Consider the following 20,304-nt stretch of genomic DNA (forward strand, 5'->3'; position numbering starts at 1 on the left):
AGTCCTGTGGGGGCTTGCCAGCGAAGTAGCCGGGACTGACTGCTAGCGCGCCCGCTTTCCGGGTAGCGGAGCAAACAACGCTTCGATTTCCTCATCCCCCAGACGCCACTGCCCAGCCTCTGCCCCGTCGAGCAAGCTTGCTGCCAGCGCTGCTTTTTCCTGCTGCAGCTGCTGAATCTTCTCTTCAACGGTACCGCGCGTGATCAGCTTGAACACGAACACCGGCTTGTCCTGGCCGATGCGGTACGCGCGGTCGGTGGCCTGGTTCTCGCTGGCCGGGTTCCACCACGGGTCGAAGTGAATCACGGTGTCGGCAGCCGTCAGGTTCAGCCCCACGCCGCCGGCCTTGAGGCTGATCAGAAACACTTCGCTCTCGCCCTGCTGGAACTGCTGCACCGGTGTGCGCCGGTCACGGGTGTCGCCGGTGAGCAGGCTGTAGCGGATCTTGCGCTTTTCCAGCTCTTGTTCGATCAGTGCCAGCATCGAGGTGAACTGCGAGAACAACAGCACCCGGCGCCCTTCGCTGAGCAGTTCTTCGAGCATGTCCAGCAGCGCGCCGAGCTTGCCCTTGTCAGCCTGATTGCCCTTGGTCTCGACCCCTTTGACCAGGCGTAAATCGCAACATACCTGGCGCAGCTTGAGCAGGGCATCGAGGATCACGATCTGGCTGCGTGCCGCGCCATTGCGCGCGATTTCGTCGCGCACTTTCTTGTCCATCGCCACGCGTACGGCCTCGTAGGTATCACGCTGGGCGTCGCTGAGCTCGACCCAATGGACCATTTCGGTCTTGGGAGGCAATTCGGTCGCTACCTGCTCCTTGGTGCGGCGCAGCAGGAACGGGCGGATGCGGGTGACCAGGTGCGCCAGACGTTCCGCGTCGCCATGGCGTTCGATAGGCGTACGGTAATCCTGATTGAAGCGTTTGAGCTCGCCCAGCCAGCCGGGCATGAGAAAGTGGAAGATCGACCACAGCTCGCCCAGGTTGTTCTCCATTGGCGTGCCGGTCAGGCACAGACGCTGGTTGGCCTGCAGCTCGCAGACAGCCTGGGCGGCCTTGCTGGTGCTGCTCTTGATGTTCTGCGCCTCGTCCAGCACCAGTACGCTCCACTGCTGCGCGCGCAGGTGCTCGAGGTCGCGCGGCACCAGGGCGTAGGTGGTCAGTACCAGGTCGTATTCGTGCAGCTTGGCGAAATGCTTGCTGCGGCCGGGGCCGTGCAGGGCCAGGACGCGTAGGTCGGGGGCGAAGCGTTGGGCTTCGTCGAGCCAGTTTGGCACCAGGCTGGTCGGCATCACTGCCAGGGCAGGGTGGGCGAGGCGCCCGTTCTGCTTTTCCAGCAGCAGGTGGGCCAGGGCCTGCAAGGTCTTGCCCAGGCCCATGTCGTCGCCAAGGATGCCGCCGGTGCCCATTTCGCGCAGGGCCTGCAACCAGTTCAGGCCCTGCTGCTGATAGGGGCGCAGGGTGGCGTTGAGCGCTGCGGGCGGCGCGACCTGCAGGTCGCGTGCATCGCGCAGGCGCCGGCCCAGGTCGCGCACATGGGCGCCACCTTCCCAGTGCAGGGGCAAATGTTCGATGTCGTTCAGGCGTGCCGCGTCGGCGCGGTCCATGCGCAGGGTGGGGCCGACGTTGTCCTCGTGCAGGTACAGTTCACCCAGGGTGCCCATGACCGACTTGATTCGCCCGTAGGGCAGGGCGACGCGCAGCGCGGGGGCGTCCAGCCGGCCGCGGTTGAGGTCGATCAGCAGGTGTTCGTCGTCGCTGCGCCGGGCCAGCTCGCTGGGCCGCAGCAACTCGGGGTTGCTGCGCAGCAGCTGCAGCACGATGGGCAGCAGGCTGTGGCGCTGGCCTTCGACGACGATGCCCAGCTCCAGGTCGAACCATTCATGGCCTGGTGCTTCCTCGATGCTGGCGTACCAGTCGTCCACCTCATGCAGGTTGAAGGCGAAGTCGCGGTGGATGTCGACTTCCCAGCCTGCCTCGCGCAGGCGCGGCAGGCCGTCGCGGGCGAAGCGTAGCCAGGCTTCGTCGTCGGGCAGCTGAAGCATCTCGCCCGCGCTGTCTGGCAGCGCCTTGCTTTGCCGGGTGGCGGGCTTGAAACCCAGCTCGCGCAGTGCCTTGCGCAGTGCCTGTTCGGCCGGGGGCTGGCGGCGGATGCGCTGGCTGGTGGTATCCACCAGTCGGGTCAATGGCTTGTCGTCGCTGCCACTGGCGCGCAGCCCATCGTAGTCGAAGGAAAGGGCGGCGCGGTGTTGCATCTGGCGCTGCATACGCCCGGTCTTGGGCATGTAGGCGCTGAATTCGAGACTGCCAAGGGTCAGCCGGCCCTTGGGCTGGACGTTTTCGATCTGCTCGGTGACCACGGCGGTGGGGGTCGGGACTTGCCGGTTCAAGGCGTTCAGTCGATGACTCAAAGGTACTACCAGGTGTTCAGGTACGGTTGGCGCGCGTGCCAGCTGGCTGGCGATGAAGGGGTCGAGATCATGCTGCAGCTCGCCGGTCTGATGCGAATGCCGGTCGATGTAGTGCAAAGGCTCGATGGGCAGTACCTGCAGCTGCAGGTGCTGGTCATGGTGCCAGGCGCCCCTGTAGCTGCCGTTGTCCAGCCTGACCCAGCGGAACTCGGCATGCAGTTGCGGCCCGGCATGCAAAGGCGTGGGGTCGTCTTCATACAGCAGGCGCCCGGTCGCCAAGGCGTAGCTCAAAAGCTCCGCCCCTTGCTTGCCTTCCAGTTGCGCCACGGGCGTCAGCGTTTTGCTGCGGGCATCGATCAGGCGCAACAGCCGAGCGTCATCTTCCGTAACGTAACGGGGTGTGTAGTAGATCATCTCCGGCATTGAGGTGATGCGGCCGATTTTCAGCGTACCGTCGGTTTGTAGCGTGCCCTTGATCGGCTCGAGCTGAAAGTGTTCGCTATCGCTGTGAATGCGGTAGTAGATGGCCGGACCTTTGCGTGCCGGTTCGCTACTGGCTGCAGCCTTGGAGGGCGATTCGAGCCCCTGCACCCACAGGTTCAGGTCGGGCGGCAGCGACAGCGCGGCTTGCTCCTGAGTTGCGGCTGCCTCAAGGTTTCCACCTTCGAGCTCCAGTTGCAGCAACGCAGCGACGCAGTGCTTGCAATTCAATCCTACCGGGCAGGAGCAGCTCCCAAAGACGCGCAGGTCGCCGTAATTCAACACCAGCTTGATATCCTGATGGTAAATCTGGCCCGCCGAGCCCTCGCACCTCGCCTCGATGGAATGGCCCTGCAGCGAAAGGATTCGCGTTCGTTCCTGCGCTGCATATTTACGGCCTCGGGCCAGTGCGCCCGCGTCGATAAAATCGACCCAGTCCGGATGGGCTCTGAGCAGTTGCCGTGCGTCGCCCTCAGTCACATCACTGCTCCATCATCTCCGGGTCCATCACCGGCATCTTCCGTGTACCTGGCGGGGTGACCTTCAGCAGCACCGCCAGATGGCCGCCATCGAGGAAGGTCAGTTGGCCGCCCTTGATGGTGCTGTTGCTCTGTTTGAACTGCTCGCTCTTGAGCACATTGCCGTTGCTGTCGAGCTGGTTGACCCAGAAATTGGCCTCCACGGCAATGAAGCGCCCTTCGGTGATGCTCAGGTTGCCTTCGATCGGGAAGTGGCCGAACTGCTCCTGGCCATCACCCAGGGCGATGCGGCTTGGCGTGCTGCCGACCTGCTGCTGCCAGGCCTTGTGCAGCAGCACGGTGTAGTCGGCCGTGGCTTGCAGGCGGGTGGCTTCATCTTCCAGCGCCAGTGGGCGTTCGGCGCTCTTTTCCAGGCGCAGGGCGCCGGCGCTCCAGTCTTCAGGGGCGTACGGGCTGGTGAAGGCCGGCACGCTGTTCTGCCGCACAAGGATCATTTCCACCTGATAAAGACCTTCAGCGAAGGCGGCCGGCGCGAACAGCGCAAGCAACAAGGTCAGGCAACGGATGGCACGCATGGATCTTCCTTAGGCTGTCTGTGGGGTCAGGCGCTCGAACAGCGCCTCCAGAGTGTTGAAGCGTTCGTCGGGCCGTTCCATCGGTACCAGGAAGCGGAACTGGGTTGCGCCTTCGAACTTGTAGCGTTTGGGTTGGCCCTGGATCAGCTTGATCAGGGTCAGCGGGTCGACTGGGGTTTCGGCCTCGAACTCGAGCTTGCCGCCGTTCGGGCCGGCATCGACTTTCTTGATGCCGAGCTTTTCCGCCTGCAGCTTGAGCTGGGTCAGGCGCATCAGGTTCTTGGTCGGCTCGGGCAGCAGGCCGAAGCGGTCGATCATCTCCACCTGCAGGTCCTTGAGGCCCTCTTCGTCAGCCGCCGAGGCGATGCGCTTGTAGAGGATAAGCCGCGCATGCACGTCGGGCAGGTAGTTCTCGGGGATCAGTGCCGGCAGGCGCAGGTTGACTTCCGGGCCGCCGCCCAGCGGCTGTTCCAGGTTCGGCTGGGTGCCCTTGCGAATGGCCTTGACCGCCCGTTCGAGCATTTCCATGTAAAGGGTAAAGCCCACGGCCTGGATCTGCCCGCTCTGGCCTTCGCCCAGCAGCTCGCCGGCGCCGCGGATTTCCAGGTCGTTGGTGGCCAGCACGAAGCCGGCGCCCAGGTCCTGGGTGTTGGCAATGGCTTCCAGGCGTTTCTCGGCGTCGGCGCTCACTTTTTGCCGCGCCGGTGTCAGCAGGTAGGCGTAGGCCTGGTGGTGGCTGCGGCCGACCCGGCCACGCAACTGGTGCAACTGGGCCAGGCCGAACTTGTCGGCGCGCTCGATGACGATGGTGTTGGCGCTGGGCACGTCGATGCCGGTCTCGATGATGGTCGAGGCGATCAGCACGTTGAAGCGCTTGTGGTAGAAGTCGCTCATCACCTGTTCCAGCTCGCGCTCGCGCATCTGCCCATGGCCGATGCCGATACGCGCTTCGGGGACCAGTTCGGCAAGGTCGGCGGCGCATTTTTCGATGGTTTTCACATCGTTGTGCAGGTAGTACACCTGGCCGCCGCGCAGCAGTTCACGCAGCAGCGCTTCTTTCACCGTGCTGTTGTTGTGCTCCATGACGAAGGTGCGCACCGACAGGCGCCGGGCCGGCGGCGTGGCGATGATGGACAGGTCGCGCATGCCGGCCACGGCCATGTTCAGCGTTCGCGGAATCGGTGTCGCGGTCAGGGTGAGGATGTCCACCTCGCTGCGCAGGGCCTTGAGCTGTTCCTTCTGGCGTACGCCAAAGCGGTGCTCTTCGTCGATCACTACCAGGCCCAGGTCCTTGAAGCGCACATCGTCCTGCAGCAGCTTGTGCGTGCCGATCAGAATGTCGATCTTGCCTTCGGCCAGGTCCGCTGCAGCGCTGGCCACTTCCTTGGCCGATTTGAAACGGCTCATCACCTCGACCGTCACCGGCCAGTCTGCGAAGCGGTCGCGGAAGCTGTTGTAGTGCTGCTGTGCAAGCAGGGTGGTAGGCACCAACACCGCTACCTGGCGGCCGCTGTGCACGGCGATGAAGGCTGCGCGCATGGCGACCTCGGTCTTGCCGAAGCCGACGTCGCCGCACACCAGGCGGTCCATCGGCTTGGCGGCGAGCATGTCGGCGCGTACCGCTTCGATGGCATTCTGCTGGTCGGGGGTTTCCTCGAAGGGGAAGCCTGCGCTGAAGGTGGCATAGTCGGCGGCCGGGTCGGCGAAGGCGTACCCTTTGCGGGCGGCGCGGCGGGCGTAGATGTCGAGCAGCTCGGCGGCCACGTCGCGGACCTGTTCGGCGGCTTTGCGCTTGGCCTTCTGCCAGGCTTCCGAGCCGAGCCGGTGCAGCGGCGCCAGGGCGTCATCGCTGCCGGTGTAGCGGGCAATCAGGTGCAGGTTGGCCACTGGGACGTAGAGCTTGGCGCCCTCGGCGTACTCCAGGGTCAGGAACTCGGCGGCCTGGCCGTCGATCTCCAGCGTGGCCAGGCCCAGGTAGCGGCCCACGCCATGGTCGATGTGCACCACCGGGGCACCTTCGCGCAGCTCGGTAAGGTTCTTGATCACTGCATCATTGGCGGCCTCGCCGCGCTTGTCGCGGCGCCGGCGCTGCATCACGCGCTGGCCGAACAGCGGGCTTTCGGCAACCAGGGCGATGGCAGGGTCTTCGAGCAGCAGGCCTTCGTCCAGCGGGGCGATGGTGATCGCAAGGCGCTGGCTGCCAGTGATGAAGTCAGCCCAGCCCTCGACTGTCTGCGGCCTCAGCTTGAGGCGCTCGAGCAACTCCAGCAGCACCTCGCGACGGCCCGCCGATTCGGCGGTGAACAACACCCGGCCGCTGAACTGGTCGAGGAAGTCGGACAATGCCGCCAGCGGCTGGTTGGCCTTGGCTTCGATGGCCAGGTTGGGCAGGGTGCGGGCGGGGAAGCGCTCACGGCCGGTACCAGGCTCGACATCATCGGCACTGACCACCACGCGCGGCCACTGCTTGAGCTGGGCGAAGCAGTCTTCCACCGGCAGGAACAGTTCAGAAGGCGGCAGCAATGGGCGGCTCAAGTCGCCGCGGCGGTCTTCGTAGCGCCCGCGCACGTCGTTCCAGAAGTGCTCGGCAGCCTGCTCGACGCCCGGCAGCGAGAACACCTGGGTGTCGCTTGGCAGGTAGTCGAACAGGGTCGAGGTTTCTTCGAAGAACAGCGGCAGGTAGTACTCGATGCCGGCGGGGATGATGCCGCTGGCCAGGTCCTGGAAGATCGCGCTGCGGCGGAAGTCGACATCGAAACGCTCACGGAAGCGTGCCTTGAAGCGCGTCACTTCCTCTTTCTGCATGGGGAATTCGCGTGCCGGCAGCAGGCGGATCGAGTCGACCTTGTCGATCGAGCGCTGGGTCTCCGGGTCGAAGGTGCGCAGGGTCTCGATCTCGTCGTCGAACAGGTCGATGCGGTAGGGCAGCTTGCTGCCCATCGGGAACAGGTCGATCAGCGCGCCGCGTACGGCGAACTCGCCATGTTCGTAGACCGTGTCGACGCAGCGGTAGCCAGTGGCCTCCAGGCGTGAGCGCATCTGCTCTACATCGATGGTCTGGCCGACGTCCAGCACCAGGCTGCTGCCGAGCAGGAAGCGCGTGGGGGCCAGGCGGTGCAGGGCCGTGGTGATCGGCACCACGAGGATGCCATGGCTCAACTCCGGCAGCCGGTAGAGGCTGGCGATGCGCTGGGAAATGATGTCCTGGTGTGGCGAGAACAGGTCGTAGGGCAGGGTTTCCCAGTCTGGGAACGGCAGCACCGGAAGGCCGGGGGCGAAGAAGCGCAGCTCCTGCTCCAGACGGTCGGCAGCCTGGCTGTCGGCGGTCAGCAGCAGGGTGAAGCGGCCAGCACTGCTGGCGGCCTCGGCGATGGCAAGGCTGAGGGCGGCACCGGGCAGGTTGCCCCAGGTTTGTTTGCCGGCCGTGGCCGACATTTGCGGTAGGCGCAGAACTGACACGGGAGATTGCACTCCAAGCGTTGCGGCAAAGAGACCGATTGTACCGGTGCCGGTGCGTGCTGTCAGGCTCGGAAAGGGCATGAGCACGGGCTTTGGCTCCCACGACAGGCGCTCATTGCCGGTTACGCGTTGGGGCGTCATAATGTAGCCCCTTTTTTCTCCCCCTACATGTGGAAGGTTCCCGTGACTCAGAAGCCCGACCAGTGTCTTGGTGAGTGGATCGATCGTGAAGCTCTGGCTGAAGCGATGATCCCGCTTATCGGTCAGCTCTACCGCAACAACAACGTGGTGAGCTCGATCTATGGCCGCAGCCTGATCAACCGTTCGGTTATCTCGATCCTCAAGGCCCACCGCTTTGCGCGTCACCGTCAGACCGACGAAACCGAACTGTCCGTCCACGAGACATTCCCCCTGCTCAAAGCCATGAGCGAGCTGAAACTGGGCGCCGCTTCGGTCGACCTGGGCAAGCTGGCCAACAAGTTCAAGCAGGAAGGCAACGGCAAGACCGCCGAGCAGTTCGTGCGTGAAGAACTGGCCGACGTGGTTGGCCAACAGAACGCTTCGGCGCGCAAGGGCACCGACGTTGTCCTGTACGGTTTCGGCCGCATCGGCCGCCTGCTGGCGCGCATCCTGATCGAGAAGACCGGTGGTGGCGACGGCCTGCGCCTGCGTGCAATCGTTGTGCGCAAGGGTGCCGAAAACGACCTGGTCAAGCGCGCCAGCCTGCTGCGCCGTGACTCGGTGCACGGCCCGTTCGATGGCACCATCACCATCGACGAAGCCAACAACACCATCACTGCCAACGGCAACCTGATCCAGATCATCTACGCCAAGAGCCCGAGCGAAGTCGACTACACCCAGTACGGCATCGACAACGCCCTGATCGTCGACAACACCGGCGTATGGCGTGATGCCGACGGCCTGGGCCAGCACCTGGCCTGCCCGGGCGCTGCCCGCGTGATCCTCACCGCACCTGGCAAGGGCGCGCTGAAGAACATCGTGCACGGCATCAACCACGGTGACATCACCGCCGAGGACAAGATCATCTCGGCAGCTTCGTGCACCACCAACGCCATCGTGCCGGTGCTCAAGGCCATCAACGACCAGTACGGCATCGTCAATGGTCACGTCGAAACCGTTCACTCGTTCACCAACGACCAGAACCTGATCGACAACTTCCACAAGGGCAGCCGTCGTGGTCGCGCCGCGCCGCTGAACATGGTCATCACCGAAACCGGTGCTGCCACTGCTGCCGCCAAGGCGCTGCCGGTGCTCAAGGGCAAGCTGACCGGCAACGCCATTCGCGTACCGACGCCGAACGTGTCGATGGCCATCCTGAACCTGAACCTGGAAAAGGCCACCAACCGCGAAGAAATCAACGAGTACCTGCGCCAGACCGCCATGCACTCGGAGCTGCACAAGCAGATCGATTACGTCAGCTCGCAGGAAGTGGTTTCCACCGACTTCGTAGGCTCGCGCCACGCGGGTGTGGTTGACGCCGAAGCGACCATCGCCAACGATAACCGCGTTGTCCTGTACGTCTGGTACGACAACGAATTCGGTTACAGCTGCCAGGTGGTTCGCGTGATGGAAGACATGGCTGGTGTGAACCCGCCAGCGTTTCCACGCTAATTCGCTTGTAAGGCAATGAAAAAACGGGAACCTTCGGGTTCCCGTTTTTTATGGCTGCACCGGCCAGCAATTTGTAGGAGCGGCCTTGTGTCGCGAAAGGACCGCAAAGCGGCCCCAGGTCTCAGCTGAGCAACACAAATTGCTGGGGCTGCTGCGCAGCCCTTTCGCGACACAAGGCCGCTCCTACAAGGTCGCGCCGATGCTGGCAACCGAGAACTATACATTTGCGCACAGCCTTCCTGTTCATCCTCATGCTGCTGACCGGCTGCAACCAAGGCCCCACCCTGGAGCGCCTCGGCGGCCCTGCCATGGGCAGCAGCTACAGCGTCCAGTACGTCCGCGAGCCAGGCGGGCCGGCGCCTGTCCAGGTACAGGCGGCAGTGGAAACGATCCTGCAGGGCATAGATCAGCACTACTCGACCTACCGCGGCGACTCTGCGGTGAGCCAGTTCAATCAGCTCCCCGGCAACCAGTGCCTGGCCTTGCCGTCAGACATGCTCGAACTGGTCACCTTCGGCCAGCACTTGGCCGAACAGAGCGATGGTGCCTTTGACCTCACTGTCGAGCCGCTGCTCGACCTCTGGGGTTTCGGCCCCCAGGCCCGCCATGAGCAGGTGCCAGAACCGCAGGCGCTGGCCAATGCCCGCCTGCGTGTGGGCTACCAGCACTTGCGCATCGAGGGCCAGGCATTGTGCAAGGACGCCCCGGTGCAACTGGACTTCAACAGCATCGCCGCTGGCCACGCCGTGGACCTGATTGCTGCACGCCTGCGTGCCATGGGTATCGCCAGCTTCATTGCCGAAGTTACCGGCGAGCTCAAGGCGGTGGGCGGCAAACCCGATGGCAGCCCATGGCGCATCGCCCTGGAATTGCCCCGCGAAGACCGTCAGATCGCCCGCCAGGTAATACCGGTCAACGGCCTGGGTGTATCGACCTCGGGTGACTATCGGCACTATTTCGAGCAGAATGGCCGGCGCTATTCGCACACCTTCGATGCCCGTCTCGGGCGCCCGGTCGATCATGACCTGGCTGCCGTCACCGTGCTCGATGCCTCGGCGCTGCAGGCCGACGGCTACTCGACCCTGTTGCTGATCCTCGGGCCCGAGCGCGGCTGGGATTTTGCCATCGCTCATGACCTGGCGGCGGTATTGGTGACTCGGGCAGAGGGTGGCTTCGTCTCCCGAGCTACGCCTGCTTTCGAGCGGGCGCTCAAAGGCAGGTGAAAGCGCAAGCAGGGACGGTAGCTGCCAGGGAATCGGTGGATGCACATGTAGTGCAGGCAAAATTGGCCTACGACGCGACCAAGGGTTAATGTGCGCGGCGTTCACGCTTGATTAGACTGCACCCGAATTTTCTCATGGCGCCCCGGCGGCATGATCGAGTCCCGCGGCGACCGTGGCCAGCGGGCCAGTTCTGAAGGAGTACGCATGGCTGTCTACAACTACGACGTAGTGGTGTTGGGTTCCGGCCCGGCCGGAGAAGGTGCGGCAATGAACGCCGCCAAAGCAGGGCGCAAGGTGGCGATGGTCGACAGCCGTCGCCAGGTCGGTGGCAACTGCACCCACCTGGGCACCATCCCGTCCAAGGCACTGCGTCACTCGGTGCGGCAGATCATGCAGTTCAACACCAACCCGATGTTCCGAGCCATCGGTGAGCCGCGCTGGTTCTCCTTCCCGGACGTGCTCAAGAGCGCCGAGAAGGTGATTTCCAAGCAGGTCGCTTCGCGTACCGGCTACTACGCCCGCAACCGCGTCGACCTGTTCTTCGGTACCGGCAGCTTCGCCGATGAGCAGACCGTCGAAGTGGTCTGCCCCAATGGCGTGGTGGAAAAGCTCAACGCCAAGCACATCATCATCGCCACCGGCTCGCGTCCGTATCGCCCGGCCGACATCGACTTCCATCACCCGCGTGTCTATGACAGTGACACCATCCTGAGCCTCAGCCACACCCCGCGCAAACTCATCGTTTACGGCGCCGGCGTAATTGGCTGCGAATACGCCTCGATCTTCAGTGGCCTGGGCGTGCTGGTCGAACTGGTCGACAACCGCGGCCAGTTGCTGAGCTTCCTGGATTCGGAAATTTCCCAGGCGCTGAGCTACCACTTCAGCAACAACAACATCACCGTGCGCCACAACGAAGACTACGAGCGGGTCGAGGGCCTGGACAATGGTGTGATCCTGCACCTGAAGTCTGGCAAGAAGATCAAGGCCGACGCCTTGCTGTGGTGCAACGGCCGCACCGGCAATACCGACAAGCTGGGCCTTGAGAACATCGGCATCAAGGTCAACAGCCGTGGCCAGATCGAAGTCGACGAGGCTTACCGCACCAGCGTGCCGAACATCTACGGTGCCGGTGACGTGATCGGCTGGCCGAGCCTGGCCAGTGCCGCCCATGACCAGGGCCGCTCGGCGGCAGGCAGTATCGTCGACAACGGCAGCTGGCGTTTCGTCAACGACGTGCCGACCGGCATCTACACCATTCCGGAGATCAGCTCGATCGGCAAGAACGAGCAGGAGCTGACCCAGGCCAAGGTGCCGTACGAAGTGGGCAAGGCATTCTTCAAGAGCATGGCGCGTGCACAGATCGCCGGCGAGCCGCAAGGCATGCTGAAGATCCTGTTCCACCGCGAGACCCTGGAAATCCTCGGCGTGCATTGCTTCGGCTACCAGGCTTCGGAAATCGTCCACATCGGCCAGGCGGTGATGAACCAGCCGGGCGAACTGAATAACCTGAAGTACTTCGTCAACACCACGTTCAACTACCCGACCATGGCCGAAGCCTATCGGGTAGCTGCCTATGACGGCCTGAACCGGCTTTTTTGAGCGGCTCCGGCCGGTGGCCTGAGCCGGTCGGGGAGACCGATTTCAGCCCTACCCGAGGGTGGTCTTGGCCAAACCGGGAAAGTCTGTAATCAGGCTGTCCACGCCAAAATCAGCGAGCCGGCGCATCAGTGCCGGCTCGTTGACCGTCCACACCGACACATGCAAACCCTGGCCCTGTGCTTTGAGCAGGCGCTCGGGAGTGCACAATGTCCAGTTCAAGGCCAGCAGATCGCAGCCATAGTTCTGCGCGACCTTCAGCGGGTCGAGCCAGGCGTACTCGGCGACCAGGCCGCGCTTCACGTCAGGCACCAGTTCCAGCGCAGCACCCAGTACTTCCCGCGAGCTTGAGGTGATGGTCACCTTGTCCAGCAGGCCGTACTGCTGTGCCAGTTCCCGAATCGCCAGCACCGTGGTGGCGGCACGGGTCCGCGAGGCGCTCTTGACCTCCAGTTGCCAGTGCTCGAAGGGGCATTTTTCGAACAGTTCTTCCAGCCGTGGGATAGGGCAGGGCTGCACATGGCCCGGGCCGCCCTTGCGTGCGTCGTAGGTGACCAGGTCGGCTGCCGGGTGTTCGACCACCTTGCCGCGCCGGCCGGTGGTGCGCTTGAGGGTAGGGTCGTGGATGACCATCAGCTCATTGTCGGCCGACAGGTGCAGGTCCAGTTCGCAGCGGGTCACGCCGTGGGACAGGCACTGACGGAAGCTGTGCAGAGTGTTCTCGGGCGCTTCGCCCTTGGCGCCGCGGTGGCCATAGATGAGGGTCACGTTCGTTCCTTCAGGTCAAAAATGAAAAGGCTCAGGAGGCAGGGTCGCCCTGTTCCAGCTGCTGGCGCCGTTGCTGCTGTTGGCGCTGCAGGATGTAGCGGGCCAGCAACTGGCGCTGGGCATCGGTCATGTCGGTGAATTCGGTGCCGAGTTCGAAGCTGCCATCGGCGCGCGGGTCGCAGTGGGTAACCTTGCCGCGCAGCAGCAGGCCGTGGGCGCGGGGCATCAACACCATCTTCACTTTGACCCGGGTGCCCGGGGCGATTTGCTGGGCTTGTGCGAATTCGATGCCGCCTTCGGAGATGATCACCCGCTGGGGCTGGCCGATCTCGCCGATCAGGGTTTGCGCGACCACCGCGCTGAGCAGGTCCAGGCGCTTGTTCTGCGCCCGCAGGAACGCCGCCAGGGTGCGGTCCTTTTCGCTTAGCTGACGCAACAGGTGCTGGGACTCGAAGTCGGACAGGTGCAGCTCGCTGAGCAGGTTGAACAGTGGTGAATCATCCTGCAACAGTTCTGGCTCAAGGGCTTCGGCCGCGCTCAGGGGGCTGATTTCCAGTGCGATCCGATCTTCGATGCGGTAGTATTCGCGGCGATCTTCTTCGTCTAATGTCGTCATGGCGAACCCATGGTAGCGGCGGTGGTCCGAGTGTAAAGCCGCCGCAGGCGCCTCGCCACAAGGACGTTCCCTTTCATCCGAACAAGCCCCGACATGTTCAGACCTCTTTTCGCATTCATTGGTACGCGCTACACCCGTGCCAAGCGCCGTAATCACTTCGTCTCGTTCATTTCCCTGACCTCGATGATCGGCCTCGCCCTGGGCGTGGTAGTGATGATCGTGGTGCTCTCGGTAATGAACGGTTTCGACCACGAGATGCGTACCCGCGTGCTGGGCATGGTCCCTCACGCCACGCTCGAGAGCGGCCAGCCGATCAACGACTGGCCTGCCCTTGCCCAACAAGTAAAGCAGAATCCGCAGGTGCTGGCCGTTGCGCCCTATACCCAGATGCAGGGCCTGCTGACCCATGATGGCAAGGTGCAGAAGGTGTTGCTCAACGGTATCGACCCAGGCCGCGAGCGTGAGGTGTCGATCATCGACAACTTCATTCAGCAAGGGCGCCTCGACCAGCTGGCGCCGGGCGAGTGGGGCATCATGATCGGTGACAAGGCGGCCGCCAAGCTAGGGGTGGCCATCGGCGACAAGCTGACCTTCGTCGCCCCTGAGGTCAGCGTGACGCCGGCCGGCATGTTCCCGCGCATGAAGCGCTTCACCGTGGTCGGCACCTTCCACGTCGGTGCCGGCGAGATCGACGGTTACCTGGGCCTGACCAACATCGCTGACCTGTCACGCCTGCACCGCTGGAAGCCGGACCAGGTGCAGGGCCTGCGCCTGAAGTTCGACGACCTGTTCCAGGCACCACGCGTGGCCTGGAGCATCGCCCAGCATTTGGGTGAACAGGAGTACTACAGCCGCGACTGGACCCGTACCCACGGCAACCTGTACCAGGCGATCCGCATGGAAAAAGCCATGATCGGCCTGCTGCTGTTGCTGATCGTTGCGGTGGCGGCGTTCAACATCATTTCCACCCTGGTGATGGTGGTCAACGACAAGCGCGGTGACATCGCCATCCTCCGTACCCTGGGCGCCACGCCCGGGCAGATCATGGCCATCTTCATGGTTCAGGGTACGGTGATCGGGGTGATTGGCACCCTGATCGGTGCAGTGGTCGGTATCCTCGCTGCGCTCAACGTCAGCGCGGCGATCGCCGGCATCGAGAAACTGATCGGGCACAAGTTCCTCAACGCTGACGTGTATTTCATCGATTACCTGCCCTCGCAGATCCAGGCCCAGGACGTGTACATGGTCTGCGGTGCGGCGCTGGTCCTGAGTTTCTTCGCCACCCTGTACCCGGCCTGGCGTGCGGCCCGCACCCAGCCTGCAGAGGCGCTACGTTATGAGTGAGTCGCGCATGAGTGATAAAGCCGTTCTGAGTTGCCGCAACCTGGGCAAGTCCTACGACGAGGGCCCGGAGTCGGTACAAGTGTTGGCCGGGCTCAACCTCGAACTGCACGCCGGGGAGCGGGTGGCCATTGTCGGCAGTTCGGGTTCGGGCAAGAGCACCTTGCTCAACCTGCTGGGCGGCCTCGATCGGCCGACCCAGGGCAGCGTCTGGCTGGCCGGCGAAGAGCTGTCGGCGCTTGGCGAGCGCGCCCGCGGCCTGCTGCGCAATCGCGAGCTGGGCTTTGTCTATCAGTTCCACCACCTGCTGCCCGAGTTCACCGCCATGGAGAACGTGTGCATGCCGCTGCTGATCGGCCGCACCGCGATCCCCGAGGCGCGTGAGCGCGCCGAGGCACTGCTCAAGCGTGTCGGCCTGGGCCACCGCCTGCACCACAAGCCGGCCGAGCTGTCCGGTGGTGAGCGTCAGCGGGTGGCCATTGCCCGGGCGCTGGTAAACCGGCCGGGCCTGGTGATGCTCGATGAGCCGACCGGCAACCTCGACCACCACACCGCCCAAGGCATCCAGGAATTGATGCAGGAACTGTCCAGCGCATCGCGCACGGCATTCCTGGTGGTGACCCACGACCTCAACCTGGCGCGCCAGATGGACCGCGTGCTGAAACTCGACGACGGTCATCTGGTGGCGATCTGAGCCGCTTGCACGGGGTGGCCTGAGCCACCCCGCAACTTTTTCAGTGGGTGTTTTACATGTTCAGACCCTTGCCCTTGTTCATCGGTGCGCGCTACACCCGTGCCAAGCGCCGCAACCATTTCATCTCGTTCATCTCGATGACTTCGATGATCGGCCTGTCCCTGGGTGTGCTGGCGATGATCGTGGTGCTGTCGGTGATGAATGGCTTCCAGCGCGAAATGAGCTCGCGCATCCTCGGCCTGGTGCCACACGCCAGCATCCTCGGCGTGCAGCCGCTGGACGACTGGCGCAAGGCTGCCGACGCGGCACTGCAGAACCCGGCAGTGATGGCCGCTGCGCCGATCACCGAGATGGAGGGCATGCTCTCCTACAAAGGTGCGATGCAGCCCATCCAGGTCAGCGGTATCGACCCGGCCGAAGAGGGCAAGGTCTCGATCGTCGGCCAGCACATCGTGCAGGGGCGCCTGCAGGCCCTGCAGCCGGGTGAGTACGGCGTGGTGATCGGCGAGCTGACTGCGCGCCGGTTCCGCCTCAATACCGGCGACAAACTGACCCTGATCGTGCCGGAAATCAGCAAGGAGCCGGGCGGCATCACCCCGCGCATGCAGCGCCTGACGGTGGTCGGCATCTTCAAAGTGGGTGCCGAGCTGGACGGTTCGCAGGCTTACATGCACGTGGCCGATGCCGGCGAGATGCAGCGCTGGGCGCCAGGCCAGGTGCAGGGCGTGCGCCTGAAACTGCACGACCTGTATGCCGCACCGCAGGTGTCCAAGGCCATTGCTGCCAGCCTGGGCGATGCCTACCGCGCCGATGACTGGTCGCACACCCAGGGCAGCCTGTTCAGTGCCATGAAGATGGAAAAGACCATGATCGGCCTGCTGCTGATGATGATCATCGCCGTGGCGGCGTTCAACATCATCGCCACCCTGGTGATGGTGGTGAACGACAAGGGGCCGGACATCGCCATCCTGCGTACCCTGGGCGCCACCCCGGCACAGATCATGGGCACCTTCATGGTCCAGGGCAGCCTGATCGGTATCGTCGGCACATTGATCGGTGGCGTGCTCGGGGTGATTGCTGCGTTCAATGTCAGTCAGATCGTCGGCTGGCTGGAGCGGGCGAGCGGGCAGCACATCTTTACCTCGGATGTGTACTTCATCAGCAGTTTGCCGTCCGAGCTGCAGTGGGGCGATGTGGCGATCATCTGCACCGCCGGGCTGGTGATGAGCTTCCTGGCGACCATCTACCCGGCATACCGCGCTTCGCAGGTGCAGCCGGCGATCGGGCTGGCTGGTTGATTGGTCATTGAGATCATTGGGGGCGCTTTGCGCCCCTTTCGCGACACAAGGCCGCTCCTACAGCGATCACGTCAGCTTTGTGAGCGGCCTTGTGTCGCGAAGGGGCTGCAAATCAGCCCACGCGATCTAAAGCGGCTCGCTGAACTCGATTACAAACCGCGTCCAGCCGTCCTTGCACTGTGCCCGGATGCTCCCGCCATGGGCCTGGATGATCGACCGGGTGATTGCCAGGCCCAGCCCCGCATGTTCGCTACTGCCCTCGCGCCGCGCCGGGTCCACCCGATAAAACCGGTCAAACAGCCTAGGCAATGAAGCAGCTTCGATCGGCATGCCGGTATTGGCCACGCAAACTTTCCCCCCAGGCTCCAGCGTCACGCGTATTTGCCCGCCTGCCGGCGTAAACCGCAGTGCATTGTCGAGCAGGTTGGACAGTGCCCGGCGCAGCATATGCCGGTCGCCCTTCAATGTCGCCTCACCCTCACGCAGCAGCTGCACTTCGTTGTCCTCGGCGAGGGGGGCGTAATACTCCAGCAGCGCGTCCACCTCTTCATGCAACGCCAGCATTGCCTGCCCTGGTGCCAGCAGCCCATGGTCGGCCTTGGCCAGGAAAAGCATGTCGTTGATCATCTGTGCCATCCACTGCAGCTCCTCAAGGTTGCCGTGCAGTGCTTCGCGGTATTCCTCGAGGCTACGGGGGCGGGTGAGGGTGACCTGGGTGTGGGTCAGCAGGTTTGACAGCGGCGTGCGCAGCTCGTGGGCGATATCGGCCGAGAACGCCGACAGGCGCTGGAAGGCGTCGTCCAGGCGCTGCAGCATGGCGTTCACGGTGCTGCCCAGTTCCGCCAGTTCTTCCGGCAGCTGCGCCACCGGCAGGCGGGTGGTCAGCGAGCGCGCCGATACCCCGGCGGCCACCTGGCCCATCTGCCGTAACGGCTTTAGCCCGCGGCGCGCGGCCCAGGCGCCGAGCAGTGCCGTGGCCAGCGCGGACAGGCCGACGGTGAGCCAGATGAGGCGTTGCATGCCCTGCAGAAAGTGCTGGTGATGGGTGATGTCGAGAAACAGCGTCAGTCGGGCGCTGTCGTTCAGTTGCACGGCCAGGCTGCGGTAATCGACACCGTCGGCATGCACCGTTGCCAGTCCTGGGCCGGCCGGCGCGTCTGGCAGCGCGGAGCGGCTGGCGTACCAAGGGCTGCCATCGCTGCCATTGATGCGCAAGGCCAGGTCGGCCTGGTGGCTGAGCTCGTTGCGCAGGGCTGCCAGCTGTGCTTGCAGGTCGGCAGGGCGTTGCAGGCCGGAAAGCCGGGTGCGTAAAAGCGACACGCGTGATTCGAGCAGTTGCTGGTCCAGCTCGACGAAATGTTGCTCGCTGGCGCGGTTGAACAGCAGGCCCGCCCCCAGCGAAACGGCAGCGGTACAGGCGGCGAACAACAGGGCCAGACGGCTGCCAAGGGAAAGCCTGCGCATCAGTCGTGGCGCTCCTCGAGCACATAGCCCATGCCGCGCACGGTGTGAATCAGCTTGTTGCGGTGCGGGTCATCGATTTTCAGGCGCAGGCGGCGGATGGCGACCTCGATGACGTTGGTGTCGCTGTCGAAATTCATGTCCCAAACCTGCGAGGCGATCAACGATTTGGGCAATACTTCGCCTTGGCGGCGCAGCAGCAATTCAAGCAGGGCGAACTCCTTGGCGGTCAGGTCGATGCGTTGGCCTGCACGCTCTGCCCGGCGGCGGAACAAGTCCAGGCGCAGGTCGGCCAAGGTCAGCTGCGTCTCCTGGCTGGGGCTGGCACCGCGGCGTAGCAGGCTGCGCACCCGGGCCAGCAGTTCGGAAAAGGCGAAAGGCTTGACCAGGTAATCGTCGGCACCTAATTCCAGGCCGCGCACGCGGTCCTCCACTGCATCGCGAGCAGTGAGGAACAGCACCGGCGTGTCCAGGCCGGCCTGGCGCACCGCCTGGAGGATCTGCCAGCCGTCGCGGCCTGGGAGCATCACATCAAGGATCAGCAGGTCGTGATCGCCGCTCAGGGCCAGGTGCTGGCCGGTTTCGCCATCAGCGACCAGCTCAGTGGCGAAGCCGGCCTCGCTGAGGCCCTGGCTCAGGTACTGGCCGGTGCGGGCCTGGTCTTCGACGATCAGCAGTTTCATGCGGTGTCCAGAATGGGCGCTGTAATGGCTGAAATGATACGTGACTATCCCGGCCTCCACCCAAGCTGACAAAGTTGTAATCTTGCCGTCAGGTAGCTGCCAGTCAGCCCTTTCTAAAGTGGCCTCATATCCGTTGCAAGTACTGGAGTCATCATGAAACACCTGTTCGTCGCCGCTACGCTTGCCCTGTTGAGCCTGCCCACCCTCGCGGGCACCGGCAAAAGCTTCGCTTTCGGCGAGCCGGCCCCGGCGGCCAAGGCCACGCGCACTGTCGAGGTCGTGCTCAAGGACATCGCCTTCGAGCCCGGGAACCTGCAGGTCAAGGCGGGCGAGACCGTACGGTTTGTCCTGATCAACGAAGGCAAGCTGCCCCATGAGTTCAACCTGGGTGACAAGGCCATGCACGCCCAGCACCAGAAAGAAATGATCGCCATGCAAGGCAAGCTGTTCACCGCCGGCATGAGCCACGAGGGTATGGGCCATGGCCAGATGGACCACGGTGCCCATGGCCATGATGCTGGCAATACGATGCTGTTGCAGCCCGGCCAGCGCGCCGAGCTGACCTGGACCTTCCGCCAGTCGGCGCCCATCGAATTCGCCTGCAACGTACCTGGGCACTACCAGGCTGGCATGGTCGGGGCATTGACCATCGAGTGACTGGCGCTCCAAGGCGGGATGTAAAACCGGTAGACTAAGGGTATTTCCGAACCTTCAGGTCAGTTTCCATGCATCCCGCCGCCGAACATTCCCCGCTGGGCAAATCCAGCGAATACATTGCCACCTACACGCCTTCGTTGCTATTCCCCATCCCGCGCACGGCCAAGTGGGCCGAACTGGGTGTGACCGCCCAGACCCTGCCTTGGTACGGCGTGGATTACTGGAACTGCTTCGAGCTGTCCTGGCTGTTGCCGTCCGGCAAACCTGTGGTGGCGATAGGGGAGTTCGCCATCCCTGCCGATTCGCCGAACATCATCGAGTCGAAGTCGTTCAAGCTCTACCTGAACTCACTGAACCAGACGGTGTTCGCCACCATCTGCGAGTTGCAGGCATGCCTTGAGAAAGACCTGTCGGCTGCCGCTGGCAAGCCTGTGAGCGTGCAGGTGCGCACGTTGGCAGAAGTGGAGGCGCAAGGTGTGGTTGCGCTGCCGGGGCAGTGCATTGATGCATTGGATGTGACCATCAGCAACTACGAGCAGCCGCAGCCAGAGTTGCTGCGCTGCAACCCCGAGCGGGTGGTGGAGGAAACCCTGCACAGTCACCTGCTCAAGTCGAACTGCCCGGTGACCGGCCAGCCGGACTGGGGCAGTGTTGTGGTTGAGTACAAGGGTAGGGCGTTGGACCATGCCAGCCTGCTGACCTACCTGATCAGCTTCCGCCAGCATGCGGACTTTCATGAGCAGTGCGTGGAGCGGATCTACCTGGATTTGAAGAGCCTGCTGCAGCCGGAGCATCTGACCGTGTACGCGCGTTATGTGCGCCGGGGTGGGCTGGATATCAATCCGTACCGTAGTACTGGGGCGATCAGCCCTGAAAACGTGCGGCTGGTGCGTCAGTAAGGTTCGAGTGATTGGGGCCGCTTCGCGCCCCTTT

Annotated in this window: 15 protein-coding genes; 8 read left to right on the forward strand and 7 right to left on the reverse strand. The window is 63.7% G+C overall.

All coding sequences use genetic code 11. The features are described 5' to 3' along the window. Positions 1–42: 42 nt before the first annotated feature. Genes JOE27_RS24555 through mfd form a run of 3 tightly spaced genes read right to left on the reverse strand, consistent with a single transcriptional unit; the run spans position 43 to position 7,402 of the window. The gene (locus JOE27_RS24555; protein ID WP_174141779.1) at positions 43–3,369 is read right to left on the reverse strand and encodes a DEAD/DEAH box helicase; all 3,327 of its coding nucleotides are present in this window, start codon (positions 3,367–3,369) and stop codon (positions 43–45) included. A gap of 1 nt (position 3,370) precedes the next feature. Beyond that, positions 3,371–3,943, reverse strand: coding sequence for a CsiV family protein (locus JOE27_RS24560; RefSeq protein ID WP_046786455.1), 573 nt, complete (start codon positions 3,941–3,943; stop codon positions 3,371–3,373). Positions 3,944–3,952: 9 nt separating this feature from the next. Then, a complete protein-coding gene (gene mfd / locus JOE27_RS24565) occupies positions 3,953–7,402 on the reverse strand; it encodes a transcription-repair coupling factor (protein WP_204920592.1) in 3,450 nt (1,149 codons plus the stop codon). A gap of 168 nt (positions 7,403–7,570) precedes the next feature. Between mfd and JOE27_RS24570 the strand changes: the two genes are divergently transcribed. The 3 genes from JOE27_RS24570 to sthA all read left to right on the forward strand — a co-directional run bounded on the left by JOE27_RS24570 (position 7,571) and on the right by sthA (position 11,856). Next, positions 7,571–9,034 carry a glyceraldehyde-3-phosphate dehydrogenase gene (locus JOE27_RS24570; RefSeq protein ID WP_012313571.1) on the forward strand — a complete coding sequence of 488 codons (1,464 nt, stop codon included), beginning with the start codon at positions 7,571–7,573 and terminating at the stop codon, positions 9,032–9,034. 224 nt (positions 9,035–9,258) lie between these two features. Continuing rightward, positions 9,259–10,257 carry an FAD:protein FMN transferase gene (locus JOE27_RS24575; RefSeq protein ID WP_204920593.1) on the forward strand — a complete coding sequence of 333 codons (999 nt, stop codon included), beginning with the start codon at positions 9,259–9,261 and terminating at the stop codon, positions 10,255–10,257. Positions 10,258–10,461: 204 nt separating this feature from the next. Next, positions 10,462–11,856 (forward strand): Si-specific NAD(P)(+) transhydrogenase, encoded by a 1,395-nt coding sequence (sthA, locus tag JOE27_RS24580; protein ID WP_012313573.1) that lies wholly within the window; start codon positions 10,462–10,464, stop codon positions 11,854–11,856. Positions 11,857–11,904: 48 nt separating this feature from the next. Here the strand turns inward: sthA and JOE27_RS24585 are convergent, their stop codons facing one another. Both JOE27_RS24585 and JOE27_RS24590 read right to left on the reverse strand, forming a co-directional pair. Next, on the reverse strand, positions 11,905–12,621 hold the full coding sequence (locus JOE27_RS24585) for a glycerophosphodiester phosphodiesterase (protein ID WP_046786451.1): 717 nt from the start codon (positions 12,619–12,621) through the stop codon (positions 11,905–11,907). Positions 12,622–12,652: 31 nt separating this feature from the next. Then, positions 12,653–13,237, reverse strand: coding sequence for a PilZ domain-containing protein (locus tag JOE27_RS24590; RefSeq protein ID WP_115275403.1), 585 nt, complete (start codon positions 13,235–13,237; stop codon positions 12,653–12,655). A gap of 93 nt (positions 13,238–13,330) precedes the next feature. On the opposite strand from JOE27_RS24590, the gene JOE27_RS24595 reads away from it, so the two are divergent. Genes JOE27_RS24595 through JOE27_RS24605 form a run of 3 tightly spaced genes read left to right on the forward strand, consistent with a single transcriptional unit; the run spans position 13,331 to position 16,570 of the window. Continuing rightward, positions 13,331–14,581 carry a lipoprotein-releasing ABC transporter permease subunit gene (locus JOE27_RS24595; protein WP_115275402.1) on the forward strand — a complete coding sequence of 417 codons (1,251 nt, stop codon included), beginning with the start codon at positions 13,331–13,333 and terminating at the stop codon, positions 14,579–14,581. A 7-nt stretch (positions 14,582–14,588) separates the two neighbouring features. Continuing rightward, positions 14,589–15,272: a lipoprotein-releasing ABC transporter ATP-binding protein LolD gene (lolD, locus tag JOE27_RS24600; protein ID WP_172655298.1), complete on the forward strand. Its 684-nt coding sequence runs from the start codon at positions 14,589–14,591 to the stop codon at positions 15,270–15,272. 56 nt (positions 15,273–15,328) lie between these two features. After that, positions 15,329–16,570 (forward strand): lipoprotein-releasing ABC transporter permease subunit, encoded by a 1,242-nt coding sequence (locus JOE27_RS24605; RefSeq protein WP_204920594.1) that lies wholly within the window; start codon positions 15,329–15,331, stop codon positions 16,568–16,570. 126 nt (positions 16,571–16,696) lie between these two features. On the opposite strand, the gene JOE27_RS24610 is transcribed toward JOE27_RS24605, so the two are convergent. Continuing rightward, complete coding sequence (locus JOE27_RS24610) at positions 16,697–18,034, reverse strand: heavy metal sensor histidine kinase (RefSeq protein WP_281069930.1); 1,338 nt, start codon at positions 18,032–18,034, stop codon at positions 16,697–16,699. Next, on the reverse strand, positions 18,034–18,714 hold the full coding sequence (gene cinR, locus JOE27_RS24615; RefSeq protein WP_115275399.1) for a two-component system response regulator CinR: 681 nt from the start codon (positions 18,712–18,714) through the stop codon (positions 18,034–18,036). Before cinR ends, JOE27_RS24610 begins: the two co-directional genes overlap by 1 nt. A 153-nt stretch (positions 18,715–18,867) precedes the next feature. Here cinR and JOE27_RS24620 point away from each other — a divergent pair, with 153 nt between their 5' ends. Continuing rightward, a complete protein-coding gene (locus JOE27_RS24620) occupies positions 18,868–19,371 on the forward strand; it encodes a cupredoxin family protein (protein ID WP_204920595.1) in 504 nt (167 codons plus the stop codon). A gap of 68 nt (positions 19,372–19,439) precedes the next feature. After that, positions 19,440–20,270 carry an NADPH-dependent 7-cyano-7-deazaguanine reductase QueF gene (gene queF, locus JOE27_RS24625; protein WP_119688581.1) on the forward strand — a complete coding sequence of 277 codons (831 nt, stop codon included), beginning with the start codon at positions 19,440–19,442 and terminating at the stop codon, positions 20,268–20,270. Positions 20,271–20,304: the final 34 nt, after the last annotated feature.

It is taken from the genome of Pseudomonas sp. M5 (assembly GCF_016907075.1).
Taxonomy (GTDB): domain Bacteria; phylum Pseudomonadota; class Gammaproteobacteria; order Pseudomonadales; family Pseudomonadaceae; genus Aquipseudomonas; species Aquipseudomonas putida_E.